The sequence below is a fragment of the Paenibacillus sp. sgz302115 genome (assembly GCF_056120445.1).
The window spans coordinates 132,877-146,863 of sequence record NZ_JBVYOK010000001.1 but is presented as its reverse complement, the minus strand read 5'-3'; the positions used below and the strand labels follow the sequence as shown (position 1 = coordinate 146,863).

General features: G+C 52.1%; 16 protein-coding genes and 1 riboswitch. Of the genes, 7 read left to right on the top strand and 9 right to left on the bottom strand.

What is annotated here, in order from left to right:
- Positions 1 to 194: 194 nt before the first annotated feature.
- From AC0LWN_RS00660 to AC0LWN_RS00650, 3 genes are all read right to left on the bottom strand, one after another.
- Entirely contained in the window at positions 195 to 1,265 is a 1,071-nt protein-coding gene (locus AC0LWN_RS00660) for a Gfo/Idh/MocA family protein (RefSeq protein ID WP_474662736.1), read from the bottom strand.
- Between the two features lie 291 nt (positions 1,266 to 1,556).
- Positions 1,557 to 2,654, bottom strand: a complete 1,098-nt coding sequence (locus tag AC0LWN_RS00655; RefSeq protein ID WP_458965721.1) for a Gfo/Idh/MocA family protein — start codon at positions 2,652 to 2,654, stop codon at positions 1,557 to 1,559.
- Positions 2,647 to 3,414: a sugar phosphate isomerase/epimerase family protein gene (locus AC0LWN_RS00650; RefSeq protein ID WP_474662735.1), complete on the bottom strand. Its 768-nt coding sequence runs from the start codon at positions 3,412 to 3,414 to the stop codon at positions 2,647 to 2,649. Before AC0LWN_RS00650 ends, AC0LWN_RS00655 begins: the two co-directional genes overlap by 8 nt.
- A gap of 277 nt (positions 3,415 to 3,691) precedes the next feature.
- Here AC0LWN_RS00650 and AC0LWN_RS00645 point away from each other — a divergent pair, with 277 nt between their 5' ends.
- Positions 3,692 to 4,510 carry an AraC family transcriptional regulator gene (locus AC0LWN_RS00645; protein WP_474662734.1) on the top strand — a complete coding sequence of 273 codons (819 nt, stop codon included), beginning with the start codon at positions 3,692 to 3,694 and terminating at the stop codon, positions 4,508 to 4,510.
- Here the strand turns inward: AC0LWN_RS00645 and AC0LWN_RS32815 are convergent.
- On the bottom strand, positions 4,473 to 4,715 hold the full coding sequence (locus AC0LWN_RS32815) for a hypothetical protein (protein ID WP_488656661.1): 243 nt from the start codon (positions 4,713 to 4,715) through the stop codon (positions 4,473 to 4,475). The genes AC0LWN_RS00645 and AC0LWN_RS32815 overlap by 38 nt on opposite strands.
- 219 nt (positions 4,716 to 4,934) lie before the next feature.
- Between AC0LWN_RS32815 and AC0LWN_RS00640 the strand changes: the two genes are divergently transcribed.
- Positions 4,935 to 5,615, top strand: coding sequence for a TIGR00266 family protein (locus tag AC0LWN_RS00640; RefSeq protein WP_458965724.1), 681 nt, complete (start codon positions 4,935 to 4,937; stop codon positions 5,613 to 5,615).
- A 296-nt stretch (positions 5,616 to 5,911) separates the two neighbouring features.
- Here AC0LWN_RS00640 and AC0LWN_RS00635 read toward each other — a convergent pair whose 3' ends face one another.
- Positions 5,912 to 6,502 carry a TetR/AcrR family transcriptional regulator gene (locus AC0LWN_RS00635; RefSeq protein ID WP_474662733.1) on the bottom strand — a complete coding sequence of 197 codons (591 nt, stop codon included), beginning with the start codon at positions 6,500 to 6,502 and terminating at the stop codon, positions 5,912 to 5,914.
- Between the two features lie 10 nt (positions 6,503 to 6,512).
- Complete coding sequence (fur, locus tag AC0LWN_RS00630; RefSeq protein WP_474662732.1) at positions 6,513 to 6,986, bottom strand: ferric iron uptake transcriptional regulator; 474 nt, start codon at positions 6,984 to 6,986, stop codon at positions 6,513 to 6,515.
- A 280-nt stretch (positions 6,987 to 7,266) separates the two neighbouring features.
- On the opposite strand from fur, the gene AC0LWN_RS00625 reads away from it, so the two are divergent.
- The gene (locus tag AC0LWN_RS00625) at positions 7,267 to 7,842 is read left to right on the top strand and encodes a hypothetical protein (RefSeq protein ID WP_474662731.1); all 576 of its coding nucleotides are present in this window, start codon (positions 7,267 to 7,269) and stop codon (positions 7,840 to 7,842) included.
- A 112-nt stretch (positions 7,843 to 7,954) separates the two neighbouring features.
- Positions 7,955 to 8,623, top strand: coding sequence for an S-layer homology domain-containing protein (locus tag AC0LWN_RS00620; protein WP_474662730.1), 669 nt, complete (start codon positions 7,955 to 7,957; stop codon positions 8,621 to 8,623).
- Positions 8,624 to 8,691: 68 nt separating this feature from the next.
- Here the strand turns inward: AC0LWN_RS00620 and AC0LWN_RS00615 are convergent, their stop codons facing one another.
- Genes AC0LWN_RS00615 through AC0LWN_RS00605 form a run of 3 tightly spaced genes read right to left on the bottom strand, consistent with a single transcriptional unit; the run spans position 8,692 to position 11,024 of the window.
- Entirely contained in the window at positions 8,692 to 9,444 is a 753-nt protein-coding gene (locus AC0LWN_RS00615; RefSeq protein WP_474662729.1) for an amino acid ABC transporter ATP-binding protein, read from the bottom strand.
- A gap of 13 nt (positions 9,445 to 9,457) precedes the next feature.
- The gene (locus AC0LWN_RS00610) at positions 9,458 to 10,126 is read right to left on the bottom strand and encodes an amino acid ABC transporter permease (protein WP_474662728.1); all 669 of its coding nucleotides are present in this window, start codon (positions 10,124 to 10,126) and stop codon (positions 9,458 to 9,460) included.
- A 55-nt stretch (positions 10,127 to 10,181) separates the two neighbouring features.
- The gene (locus AC0LWN_RS00605; protein WP_474662727.1) at positions 10,182 to 11,024 is read right to left on the bottom strand and encodes an amino acid ABC transporter substrate-binding protein; all 843 of its coding nucleotides are present in this window, start codon (positions 11,022 to 11,024) and stop codon (positions 10,182 to 10,184) included.
- 135 nt (positions 11,025 to 11,159) lie between these two features.
- A riboswitch (TPP riboswitch) is annotated at positions 11,160 to 11,263 on the top strand.
- 127 nt (positions 11,264 to 11,390) lie between these two features.
- Here AC0LWN_RS00605 and AC0LWN_RS00600 point away from each other — a divergent pair.
- From AC0LWN_RS00600 to AC0LWN_RS00590, 3 genes are read left to right on the top strand one after another with little or no spacing between them, the layout of a single operon-like run.
- Positions 11,391 to 12,158, top strand: a complete 768-nt coding sequence (locus tag AC0LWN_RS00600) for an ABC transporter ATP-binding protein (RefSeq protein WP_474662726.1) — start codon at positions 11,391 to 11,393, stop codon at positions 12,156 to 12,158.
- Complete coding sequence (locus AC0LWN_RS00595) at positions 12,139 to 12,915, top strand: ABC transporter permease (RefSeq protein WP_474662725.1); 777 nt, start codon at positions 12,139 to 12,141, stop codon at positions 12,913 to 12,915. The genes AC0LWN_RS00600 and AC0LWN_RS00595 overlap by 20 nt, the downstream gene beginning before the upstream one ends.
- Positions 12,912 to 13,964, top strand: a complete 1,053-nt coding sequence (locus AC0LWN_RS00590) for an ABC transporter substrate-binding protein (RefSeq protein WP_474662724.1) — start codon at positions 12,912 to 12,914, stop codon at positions 13,962 to 13,964. Before AC0LWN_RS00595 ends, AC0LWN_RS00590 begins: the two co-directional genes overlap by 4 nt.
- The last annotated feature ends 23 nt before the right edge of the window (positions 13,965 to 13,987 follow it).

Sequence of the window (13,987 nt, the reverse complement as noted above, 5' to 3'; positions counted from 1 at the left end):
TTTTCATATTAGGGTCTGGTCGTAACTGCGGGGAATGTTTGGACTTCCGGCCGCTGTTGTATTCAGATGTTTTTTATTATATCGCTTAGCGGATAACATCTGAATACAAAGGCGGACGCGTTCGCTCCTACAGTTCCAAACTTCCCCTCCGCACTCCTACCTTTTATGGTTAATTTAAGTTCGTTTTATATCGGTCATTTTCCGTATATGTCGAAATCCTTGATGGTCTGGTTCGTTTCCGCAGCCGCGAAAATAGCTTCGATCAGCTTCAGCACACGCAGCACCTCGGTATTCTTGACGATAGGCTCTGCCGTGCCTTCAATGACGTCCGTGAAGTTGTCGTAGAAGCTGGAGGACAGCTCCGCTGCCGGCGGAAGCGCCTCGGTGATCGTTGACCCTTCCGAAGGAGGGGCCATCGTCTTGGTCAGGCCGACTCCGGCACGGATCGGAGTTGGCTCTAGTCTCTCGCTCTCATGGTTGCGGGCGACAATTCTTCCCGTCAAGGACCAGTCTTCGATAATCGCTGTTCCTTCTGTACCCTTCACATACCATCTTGGCAGTGTAATGAAGTTGGTAGTGCCTACCTCAACAACCGCCTTAATCCCATTCTCAAATTGCAGAACCGCATCAAATCCATCATCCACTTTATTACCGAGAATGAAGCTCAGATTGCTGCTTACGCTGGCAACCTTGCTGTCAATCATGAACAGGAGCTGATCCAGCAGATGTACGCCCCAATCCAGCAGCATGCCGCCGCCCTGCTCTTTTACATGCCGCCAGTCACCGGGAATGCCGTTGGCGCCATGCACGCGCGACTCAAGCTGGAACAACGGGCCAATTGTCCCCTTGTCATACATTTCCTTAATGATCCGGAAATCCTCATCCCACCGCCGGTTCTGATGAACCATCAGCACACGTCCGGCTTCCTCTGCCGCCTTGGCCATCTCGGTGAACTCATCCGAGGATAAGGCCACCGGCTTCTCGCAAATCACATGCTTGCCTGCTCTGAACGCCGAAATGGCAATGTCCTTGTGCACATCATTCGGCGTAGCGATTAATACAATCTCAACACCCGGATCAGCCAGAACCTCTTCATAGCTGGCATAAGCGTGATATCCCGCCGCCTCGGAAGCGCTGCGGCGGTCCTGCAGCAGATCGAACGTTCCGGCAACCTTCAGGCGGCCGTTCTCCTCAATCAGTTGTGTGTGATAACTTCCCATTCCGCCGTAGCCTACGATGACTACGGAATGTTTGTCTGAACTCATGGTCTCCACTCCTGTTACTAACAATGTGACTTATACAAGCTGAACTAAAATCATCATAATAGGGGCTGGGCGTAACTGCGGGGAATGTTTGGACTTCCGGCCGCTGTTGTCTACAGATTTCTTAATTTATACCGCTTGTAGCGGATGAAATCCGTAGACAGCTTATGCTTGCGATGCCAGCTTTCCTACGGAAAGCTCTCAGGCGGACGCGTTCGCTCCTACAGTTCCAAACTTCCCCTCCGTTACTTCCGCCCCTATTAATTTTTTCCAGTTCGCTCGTATAGCTATCCCTTAGTTGTCCGAACTTCCGTCAAAATATACCGCGCGGCCCGTACGTGCCGACTCATAAATCGCTTCAAGAATTTGTGTTACAACCAAAGCCTGCTCCGGCTTAACGACCGGCTCTTTGTCCTCACTTACCGCTTCCAGCCACAGGCGGGCTTCACGATCCGATTCATTTTCCGCTTCCCCGCTGTAGAAGGCTACACCACCGGTGGACAGGTCAACCTTGGTTTCATACAGGTGTCCGGCACGTTCGCCGTTGAGACGTAGACCGTCCTTCATGTCCGCGCCGCCTTCGGTTCCTGCGAGCAAAGTTTTAGCTTCTCCGAATTCGGATACATTGAGCGCCCAGCTGGATTCCAGCGTTATGGTAGCTCCGTTTTCCATAGTGATGTAGCCAAATGCGGAGTCTTCTACCTTGAATTGTTCCGGGTCCCACGGGCCAAAAGCATTGGCTGCATTTTTCCGCTGTCCCAGCTTGTGGAAGGTTGAACCGACAACCATATGCGGTTTGTAGTTATCCATCAGCCATAAGGTCAGGTCAAGCGCATGGGTACCGATGTCAATAAGCGGGCCTCCGCCCTGCTTCTCTTCGTCAAGAAACACACCCCAGGTTGGAACGGCACGGCGGCGCAGCGCAATCGCTTTGCCATAGTAGATATCGCCAAGCTCTCCGCTTTCGCACAGACCCTTGAGGTATTGACTGTCCGAACGGTAGCGGTTCTGGTAAGCGATGGAAAGCTTTTTGCCGGTGCGGCGCGCAGCGTCGAGCATTTCCTGAGCCTGCGCTGCAGTCTTGGCCATAGGCTTTTCACACAATACATGGTTACCTGCTTCAAGTGCAGCTACTGAAATCACAGAGTGACTGTCATTCGGAGTACATACATGCACAATGTCAAATCCGCCTGCTGCCAAGAGCTCCCTGAAATCAGTATACACAGCGGCATCTTCTGTACCATAAGTTTTCGCCGCTTCCTGTGCGCGTTCCTCTATGATGTCGCAGAATGCCACCATTTCGGCATTTTTTTGCCGGGACAAGCTTGGCATATGTTTGCCGTTTGCGATACCACCGCAACCGATAATAGCAATTTTAAGTTTGTTAGACATGAATTTTTCCTCCTTGGCTTGCGTATGTTTTAACCCATTTCATGCTGTCCGTGACGCTCTCAAGCGGCGAACGGCTGCAATAATCCTGCTCCACTACCGCCCATTCCACGCCCGCTGCTGCAGCGGCCTCCACAATCGCGGCCAGATCCACTTCCCCTTCGCCCAGCACAACCGTCTCTGCCGAGCCGTCTTCACGTTTCTTCATATCCTTCAGATGGATGATCGGCAGGCGTCCTGCATACTTGTTGATGTATGCCACAGGATCATAGCCGCCGTAATACACCCAGCAGGTATCCATTTCCACTTGCAGAAGCTCCGCAGGCACTTCTTCGAAAATGCCGTCAAAAGCGGTGCGCCCGCCAAAATGCTCCGTGAATTCAAAATCATGATTATGATAAGAAAGAACAGCCCCGCGTTCTTTGCACTTCTCTCCAATAACCCGCAGGTTAGCTGCTACCTCTTCCCAATTGCGCTGCTCTTCTGTCAAATAAGGCACAATCAGATTGTGGTTGCCTATTTCAAGGTTATAGCTGATCTCCTGCTCTGTATCATTCAGCAAGGCGTCATACGGACGGTGTGCTCCGAGAGCAACCAGTCCCGTTTCCTGAAGCAGTGCCTTCACTTCCTCTGCCGAGCGGCCAAAAAAGTGAAAGAATTCCACACCGCTGTATCCCAGCTCCGCCACCTTGCGCAATGTTCCTTCGAAATCCTGTTCCAGTTCTTCTCTCAGCGTATATAGCTGCAAACCTATCTTTAGCATCTTCATCTCACTCCTACCTGGGTTTAAATTGATTTCACCTGAACAAAAGGGCTGCACTTCCCGAATGCTCCTTATTCACTTCACCTATCCACTCATTTCCACAAACTGGTTTATCCGGCCATCAGAGCCGAAATACAGCTTCCTCCACATCTTTTATATGTTTTTTGCTCAGGTACATAGTAATATGAAAGCGTATATAATAAAATGAATAATATGATTAAAACATGAACAATCTGCTTATCTTTTGAAAGACATATTACGCCGCCCAGGAGGACCTATGACACCTAATTCACTTTGCCATGTGCTTTCCGCAGGCTTCTCATTTCACCGCAAACCGTTCCACATGTCCCGCAGCGAAGGCGTCCAGTATTATCTCCTGCGCCTGCAGACCGAAGGACGCAGCCGGACCATGATTGACGGCATAGTCCAGAGCGTGGAGAACGGCGATCTGATGCTGTTTGGCCCAAAAGATCCCTACTATCTGAGCATCGACAAAGAAAGCCATCCGGTGGGCAAGCCGCGGGTCGAAAGCGGCGATTATCATATCTTTTGCGGAGGGCCGTGGATTGAAGAGTGGTGGACCCGCAAGCAGCGGCCTGCCCTTCTGCATGTTCCCCACAGTGAGAATTTTCTTGGCCTGTTCCGCCAAATTGTGCTTGAGCAGCGGAGGCTTTCTGACTCCTCACCGGAAATTTCCGCTTGTTATCTGCAGATTCTCTGTCTGGAAATCGACAGGCTGATGTCTGAGCAGCCTGCGGTTTCGGCCAAGGGCTACCTGGCTTACCGCATGAAGCAATATGTAGAGGAGCATGCCGCATACCCCTTCCGCCTTGAGGATGTGGCCGGATATGTGGATATTTCCGTCTCGCGGGCGGTTCACCTGTTCAAGGAGGCTTTTGGCACCACGATTGTGAAGTATGTAAATGATGTCAGGCTGGAGATGGCGCGGGAGAGAATCACCTTCAGCCCTATGCCGCTGGAGCATGTCTCCGAAACCTGCGGCTTCGCGAACTATACTTATTTTCACCGCGTGTTCCGGAGCCGCTTCGGGATGTCTCCTAAGCAATACCGCATTTACAGCCGCGAGAAGATCTAGGGATTGGATATGTAAAAGGAGCGTCATCCTGGAAGATCCGCTCCTTGTGTTTGACCTTATTCAGTTGCTGGCGTTTGCTAGGGGTGATTCGTTCATGCTGGGAAATTGCTCCAAAGTCCTGATTCATTCTGCGGTTACGTTCTGCGCACCAGGTGCCTGAGCGTTCCGCTTTGAGCAAAGCTTTTTGCGTTTTTGTGCGTGCCATGACGGCAACACTCCTTAATATATAGTTTATCGGCATAGGGCTTGCGGAAGCCCGCCGATATTTTAATTTTAACATATTCCTGCAGTTATTTCCCGGTATAGTTGATTATAATCATTTGCCGCGCTCCCCTCGGCTTGCAGTTGCGGGTCCGGTTACAGTATCCTTGATGTGTACAAGGACTGGGAAAGGCTGTAATTCAACAGATGCGGAGGAGAATCAATGAAATACGATATTTTATATGAAGGCGCTTTTGCAATGCTCAAGGTGCATTTGAATCCGGGGGAGAGTGTCAAAGCGGAGATGGGGGCGATGGTCGCCATGTCGCCAAACGTTGAGCTTAGAGGCACTGTGGACGGCGGACTGATGCGGGGTCTGGGCAGAATGCTCAGCGGGGAGAAATTTTTTTTCCAGGAGCTGACGGCAACCAGAGGTCAAAGCGAGGTGCTGCTCTCCCCCGGTTCAATCGGTGACATTCAGGCGATTGAGCTGGACGGGTCGTACAAGCTATATGTGCAAAAAGACGGCTTTCTCGCCGGTACTCACGGCATTCAAGTCAATACGAAGATGCAGAATCTGACGCGCGGCCTGTTCTCGGGTGAAGGCTTCTTCATCATTGAGATCAGCGGCAGCGGGACCGTGTTCCTCTCTTCGTTCGGAGCCATCCATGCCATTAACCTGGAGCCGGGCGAGGAAATGATTATCGACAACGGGCATCTGGTGGCCTGGCCGGATTATATGAATTACAAGGTGGAAAAAGCCGCCTCCGGCTGGCTGAACAGCTTAACGAGCGGTGAGGCTCTGGTCTGCCGCTTCCGTGGCGAAGGCGTGGTGCTGGTGCAATCCCGTAATCCGGGCAGCTTCGGAACATGGATTAAATCCTTTGTGCCGTCAAGACCATAAGCGATCAATATGTAATGAATAGAAAACGGCATTTCAGAGCGCTGGCCGCAGGCTCTTGAAATGCCGTTTTGTTGTTTGGATTGCAGCAATATAAGTTGAACTTTGGTTGTTTATATTGGGGTCTGGTCGTAACTGCGGGGAATGTTTGGACTTCCGGCCGCTGTTGTATTCAGATGTTTAATAATTATCGCTCAGCGGATAACATCTGAATACAAAGGCGGACGCGTTCGCTCCTCCAGTTCCAAACTTCCCCTCCGTCACTTCTGCCCTTTATATGTTTCTTTAGTTCAACTTATCTATTCCAGCAGGCGGTCCAAATGATAGGAGACCAGCCTCACGATATCTTCGGGTGTAACCTGCTCCGGGTGGATCACATGATGCAGTACAAGACCATCCACCAGACCGTGGAGCACCTTAATCTCGAGTTCCAGGTCCAGGCCTTTCCTTAACACCTGTTCAGTGTTCAAATACTCCATCATCTGGCGAAACCCTTTATGCAGCCCATCATGCACTTCCTGCTTCAGCGCCTGAATCTCCGGGTCGGTAACCGCTCTGCCTACAAAAGCCAGCCAAACCTCCGCCTCGGCCCTGCGCTCCTCATCCAGCGGCATCAGCTCACCAATCAGGCACTCTACATCCTTCCGGGGATTGCCTGTGGTCTGATAACCTACAATACGGCTATATCCCCGCTCCGACACCAGCCTCATCGAGAAGGCCAGCAGATCAGACTGGCTTGCGAAATAGTGCCGTAGCGAACCAAGCGACATTCCGGCTTCTCTTGCAACATTCCGGACAGAAGCGGCCTCCAGCCCTTCGCGGCGGATAATGCGCCATGCGGCTTCCGCCAGCCTGTTGCGCCGCTCATCATGGTCTACTTTTCTGGGCATTGGGACCTGCTCATGATACTGCCTGGCATTCCTTTTCGCCTTTGCAGCCGTTTCGTTTGCATGTATTGTAAGTACCCTTGAAATCCAGACGGTGATCCGTAACGATAAAACCGTACTCACGCTCCAGCCGCCGTTCAAGCTCAAGGAGCCAGTCATCCTTGATTTCCTCCAGCCTGCCGCAGACATTGCAGATCAGGTGGTGGTGCATATGGGCATGGTCATCACCGCGCAGATCGTAGCGGGCAACGCCATCGCCGAAATTCATCTTTTCTACAATATGAAGCTCACAGAGCAGCTCCAGCGTACGGTATACCGTCGCAAGTCCAAGATGCGGATAGCTGCTTTTCACCAGCATGTATACCTCTTCCACGCTCAAATGGTCTTGCTCGTTATCAAGCAGGACTTGGACTATAGCCTCACGCTGAGGGGTCAATTTATAATTTTGCGCAGCGAACTGCTGGCTGATCTTAGCAATTGGGTTCACCTTTAGTTTCCCACCTTTCAGGAAGCACAGACTTGGAATTTAATTAGTAATCGTTACGATATAAGCATAACAAAAATACCCGCCAAAGAAAAGTACACTGACCTTATTATAACATTCCTTCGTGGAATTCAGTACCAGCCATCAAAAAGAAACGGTTTTGCCGCCATCTGAAAGAAATTCACCTGGCATTCCTGTAGATTAAGCATCCGCCCAAACCGTTCAAAGCCCCCGCTCCATACTTTAAATAGACAGATGATTTAACAAAGTGAGGATGGTTCGGATGGTAAAAGTAAACCTCAAGAAACCCCAGCTTCTTGTAACTGGACGTGTTCTGCGCCAGGTCGCCTGGAGGATGCTGCCTTTTTACCGGAAAATCGCCGGCAATCGCAGCTTCGCTTCGCAATGGACAACCGCTGTCGTTACCTCTGATCTCGGTGAGATGGGCAGGCTGCTCGCCCGCATTCCGGCACTTGCCAAGGTGGAGCATTTCGGAACAAACGGCATCGGCTACTTCATCTCCTTTCCTTTTCCGTCGCCGGTTGATTACTATACGAACGGAACGACAATCCTGCCGGGCTCGGTGCAGTTTACGTTTGATACAAAGGCGCACCGCAGTATAGCCCAGGCAGTGATCCCGCTGTACCGCAAGCTGGCTGTAAGCCCCTCCTTCGCCAAAAGCTTCGCAGCCGCAATCCGCCGGAAGGACATAAAAGCTATAGAGGGTATGGTCCGTAAGCTGGTTAAGGCTGAATCACTGAAATCGGTAACCATAGAGGAGCAAGGAGTGGCGCTGCTGTTCCAAACCAGATTCAGTGAATATTTCTACCGAAACCTGCTGTTTCAAGAAACGATGTAGACATTCGTGTGGAACAAATATGAAGGAGTCTGCAACCTTTCCATATTCTTCTCCGTCAAGGGAATTGAACAGGCCAAGCGGCCTTAACCCTACTGATAGAGGTGGAATTCAGATGATGATCAAAAAAAGCGTTTTTGCAGCAATTACAACCGTTTCGCTTCTCTCATTCTCACTAGCAGGGCAAATTTTTGCCGCTGACAGCAGCTTCAAAGACATTGACACCGTAGCCGGCAAGGACAAAATCAACTCCCTGAAGGAGCAAGGCCTGATCAAAGGGATCTCCGATACCCAGTTCCTGCCCGGAGCCAAGGTAACAACAGCTCAAGGCATACAGTTTATCTCCGGCGGCCTTCAGCTTAGCCTTGCAGCAATTGATTTCACCAAAGCGCCTGTAGCCAGCGGAATTTTCACAAAAGTAAAGGACAACGCCTGGTACGCGGATGCCTTCATCAACGTCCACTACAATGGCATCGAAATTGCTCCGGATATTGATCCTTCGAAGCCGATCACCAAGGAATTGTTCACCAATCTGCTGATTCAAGGGATCGAGAAGGTTGGCAATCTGCCGATGATCAAGCTTGTTCCTGTTGAGATCAAGGATGCGGATGCACTTGAACCCTCCTACCAGGGAAGCGTTCAGCGCTCACTGAAGTACAAGATCAACACTCTGGATGCGAGCGGCAAATTTAATCCAAAAAGCGAAATCACCCGCGCCGAAGCGGCTGTTATGGTGTACAACGCTTTGGAATATCTGAAAACCAGCACAGCGCCGCAAAGCTAATATCTAGACAAAAGCTCCAATATCAAAACGGCAGTCCGGGCCGGGATTCCCCGCCTGAACTGCCGTTTTTATTCTTCCTCACCGCTTAACCGGTTCAAAAACTGCAAGGCACGCAGATTCCTTGGATGCTTCAGCACCTGCTGTGGCGTGCCCTGCTCCAAAATGACACCTTTATCCATCATAATGATCTGGTCCGCCACATCTGCGGCAAATTTCATTTCATGGGTGACGATAACCATCGTCATGCCTTCGGCGGCAAGCTGCCTGATCACCTTCAGTACTTCGCCTACCAGTTCGGGATCAAGCGCTGAGGTTGGCTCATCAAAGAGCAGCACCTCCGGCTCCACCGCCATCGCCCGGGCAATGGCCACCCGCTGTTGCTGGCCTCCCGACAATTGATGCGGATAGGCGTTCCCCTTGTCTGCCAGGCCAACCTTGGTCAGCAGCTCCATTCCCCGCTTACGCGCCTCCGCCTTGGAGCGCTTCTGAACCGTAACCTGACCCTCCATCACATTGCCAAGTGCGGTCATATGCGGGAACAGGTTGTACGATTGAAAGACCATACCTGTCCTCTGACGAAGCGCCAGTACCGAACGCTGCGGGATTTTACTAGTAGGTGCAAATTCAAGCTGCAAATCATCCAGCTTCAGGCTTCCCCGGTCAGGCCGCTCCAGCAGGTTGAAGCAGCGCAGCAGTGTTGTTTTGCCGGAGCCAGAAGGACCGATGATCACCAGCACCTTGCCGTCCTCCACGGTGAGATTCACACCCTTCAATACATGCAACGAACCGAAAAATTTATGCACATCACTGATTTCTATCACGGGATATTCCTCCTTATCTTGCCGAGTAGCGGTCAAGCCGTTTCTCCAGGTAGCTTTGCAGCACCGACAGTACGGAACAGAACAGCAGATAGAACAACGCAGCCTCGGTGTATAGGAGCATCGGCTCATAAGTGGTCGCTGTTATTTGCTGTGCGGTTTTGAAAATTTCCACGTAAGTAATCGTGGCGGCAAGCGAGGTATCCTTGACCAGACTGATAAAGGAATTGGATAAAGGCGGAACCGAAACACGCGCTGCCTGCGGCAGAATGATCCGCCGAAGCGCTTGCCTGCGGGTCATTCCGACTGAAAATGCCGCTTCCCACTGACCTTCAGGAATGGATAGCACCGCAGCCCGCACAATCTCGGAGGAATAAGCACCTACACTGAGTGTGAAGCCAATCGTAGCGGCAGTAAACGGATCGAGGATGATCCCCATAGCCGGCAATCCATAGAAAATGATGAATAGCTGAACCAGCAGCGGTGTTCCGCGGATGATCCAAACATAGAATCGCGCAATCAGCTTCGGTAGCGTCCACGGCGAAAGCCGGATGAGTGCGGTACACACGGCAAGCAGCAATCCCAGTATGAAGGAGACCACAGCCAGCGGAATGGTAAAAGCCACCCCGGCTTTCAGCAGGGGCAACAAGGAATCAAGGAAAATTTGTATTTTGCGGTCATCCACGGATCAGACCTCCTTCTCAGGGGTTCAGGAACCAACACTCCGAACACACCGGTTATTATTTGGATACATCAGCACCGAAATATTTCTCGGAAATTTTCAGGTACGTTCCATCACTTTTCATGGCTGACAGCGCTTCGTTCACCGCCTTCACCAGCTCCTCATTGCCTTTCAGGAAGGTAGCCGCACTATGTGAGCCTGCAGCGATTTCATCGACAACTTTAATTTTCACATCCGGTCTCTGCTTTTTCAGATCCAGATAGGACAGACCATCGTTCACAGTTGCATCAATCCGGCCCGAGGTCAGCAGGTCAATAGCTTGGTTGAAGCCCTCAATGGCGACAATCTCAGCACCGTTCTCACGGGCGATAGCGGATAGATTGCTGGTTAGTGACTGGCCGGCTTTTTTGCCTTTCAGGTCTGCAAAGGTTTTGATGTCTTCATTCTTGTCACTTACGATCAGCACTGCCTTGGAGACAATGTATGGATCGGAAAAAGCATATTTCACCTTGCGTTCATCCGTAATCGACACTTCATTAAAGATCACATCAAACCGTTTGGCATCCATGCCGGCAAAAAGTCCATCCCACTGCGTCTCAAAAAACTCCGGCTGAACCCCTATCCGTTTGGCTACCTCCTCGGCGATTTCCACGTCAAATCCCGTCAGCTTGCCGGTGGCATCATGGAAGGTGAAGGGTGCATACGTGCCTTCGGTTCCGATGCGCAGCTTGCCGCTCGCTTTTATGGCCTCCAGGCTGTTCTGCGCTGCCGGGGCAGCTGTTGCTACACCTTCGCTTGGAGATGCAGACTGCACCGCCGCATTGTTGCCGCTATTTTTGCCGCAGGCCGCCGCCAGTATCACCGAAAGCAGCAGCAGGATGGTCAGGCTTATTTTTTTCATGATCTATGTCCCCTCTCATCTGAAAAATCTTCGGGATTAGCATCCCCAAAAACAACCCGCTCACTCTGCTCCTCCGTTGACATCAAGCCTGAATATGATATATTAATTAGCAATTGTGAATTCAATATCGACCTGTTATTTCACTAGGGGAGTCTGCCGACTGAGACGAAGCCTTAAGCTTCGGACCCTTGGAACCTGATCTGGATCATACCAGCGGAGGGAAGTGGAACAGAATTGCTCAGCGGTACCGCTTCATGCTGTCTGCCTGAACCTTTCAGACCCATTTGTCTCCTCCAGAGACGGATGGGTCTTTATTGTGTCCATTAAGTATCGCTACATACAAAGGAGGCTTGCTTACATACGAATATGATCTCTATTACTAACCTGTCCTATTCTTTTGATGCATCATTCGGAGCACCGGTATTCTCCGGGCTATCCATGAACGTCAACCAGGGCGAATTCATCTCCATTGTCGGGGCCAGCGGCTGCGGCAAAAGCACGCTCTTCAAGATTATTGCCGGACTTCTGCCCCACTCCGGCGGTGAGATCAGAATTCACGGGCACCCCTCTCAAGATCCTTCCTCACGCTTAGGACAGGTTGCCTATATGCCGCAGCAGGACCTGCTGCTGCCCTGGCGGACTGTGCTGGACAACTGCCTGCTGCCTTGGGAGCTGAAGCAGATTGGCAGCAAGGCCGAGGCCGCTGTGCAGATCCGCGAAATGCTGTCCCTCTTCGGCCTGGCGGGAACGGAGACAGCCTATCCCGCAGAACTGTCCGGCGGGATGCGGCAAAGGGTTGCCCTGCTGCGCACTCTTGCCGCCGGGAATGAGCTGATGCTGCTGGATGAGCCGTTCGGGGCGCTGGATGCGATTACGAAACGCGAGCTGCACCGCTGGCTGCTCTCGCTGTGGAGCGGTCTTGAGAAGACGGTGCTGTTCATCACCCATGATCTGGAGGAGGCCTTGCTGCTCAGCGACCGGATCTATCTGATGTCCGGCGGCGCAGACGGCGGCTTGCAGGAGCTGTCTGTAGAGCTGCCGCGCCCACGACATTACAAAATGAACTATGAACCGCAGTTTGTCGCCCTGCGGGAGGATTTGGAGCGGAGGCTATATGAGAGCCGCATTTTGTAGAAAAGCACTTAGGAATTACGGGCCTTTTGCTATGCTGGCAGTGCTTACTCTTATCGTCTGGGAGATCGTATCGCGCCTGGGGCTGATCCCCTCGTTCATCCTCCCTGCTCCTTCCGCAATCTTCATGGCGCTTGTCCGGCAAAGAGGGCTGCTGTTCGGAGTGCATTTGCCCGCGACACTGGAGGAGGTACTGCTTGGGTTTGGCCTGTCAGTGTTCTGTGGCTTGCTGCTTGGGACCGGAATGCACATGTTCACTCCGCTGGAAAAGGCGCTGTATCCCCTGCTCGTTATCAGCCAGACGGTTCCGCTGATTGCACTGTCGCCCATTTTTATTATGTGGTTCGGCTATACGCTGTGGAGCAAGGTTGCGGTGGTGTTCCTGACGGCCTTTTTCCCGGTGGTGGTGGGGACCTATGACGGTCTGCATAAAAGCGGGGCGATATACCGGGAGCTGCTGCTGACCCTTGGCGCGAACCGCTGGCAGATCCTGCGGAAGACGCAGATTCCGCCGGCGCTGCCTTCTTTTTTCTCTGGACTCAAGCTCTCCATTGTCTACTGTGTGATAGGGGCAACCATCGGCGAATGGCTGGGCGGCAGCAAGGGACTCGGTTATTTCAGCCGCCGGATGGCCGGAAATCTGCAAAGCGCAGAAATGTTCGCCGCCGTTGTCCTGCTGTCCGCGCTTGGTGTCGCTTTGTTTCTAAGCATAACCTTGCTTGAAAGGATCATTTTGAAGAAAAGAGGTATTTATCGGTGAAAATCATCCGCTACGTAAATTCTGTAAGGAAAAGGAAGCTGTCCATAGCTCCCCTCTTATTGCTGCTGTGTCTTGGAGTTGCTGCCAGCGGCTGTGGACCATCCAACAATGCTGCCCCTTCCAGTTCTGCTCCGGCCAAAGAAGGCGCGCCGCGCCACAAGCTCACCATAATGCTTGACTGGTATCCGAACGCTGTCCACTCCTTCCTCTACGCCGCACAGCAAAATGGCTATTTCGCCGAAGAAGGTCTGGACGTGGATATCCAGATGCCTGCTGACAGCAATGACGCTCTGAAGCTGGTGGCCGGAGGGAAAGTTGATCTGGCACTGAGCTACCAGCCGCAGGTGCTGATGGCCCGGGGAGAGCAGATTCCGGTCAAATCTGTTGCAGCCATCGTAAGGCATCCGCTGAATCACCTTATGGTTCCGGCTGACAGCGGCATCAAGAGTCCCAAAGATCTGGCGGGCAAAGCTGCCGGTTATTCCTCCGTCCCGCTCTATGAAGCGATGCTGAAAACTATGGTCAAGACCGATGGAGGCAATCCTGGCGCCGTCAATCTGATTGACGTGGGCTTTGACCTGATTCCCGCCATTTCCACCGGACGGGTGGACGGGATTATCGGCGGTTTCATTAACCATGAGCAGCTCATCCTGGAGAAGGAAGGCCATCCCGTAACCTCACTTGATCCGACGGATTACGGCGTACCCGACTATTATGAGCTGGTTCTTGTCGCCAGCGAGCAGGCTCTGCAGAACTCAAAGGCCGAGATCCAGAAGTTCATTAATGCGGTACGCAAGGGACAGAAGTTTGTGGAGGAGCAGCCGCAGCAGGCGCTGGACCTCCTGATCGCGCATGAGGATGCCACAGCTCCGCTCGACAAGGACATTGAAACTAAAAGTCTGCAAATTCTGCTGCCGCTGATGGATGCGGGCGATCAGCCGTTTGGCTATCAGGACCCTGCGTCCTGGGACAAGGTGCAGAAGTGGCTAAGTGACAACGGGCTGCTGAGCGGAGAGGTTAACAGCCAGGAGGCTTTTATTAATTTGTAGGGTATAGTGCTAAACCAAATTTT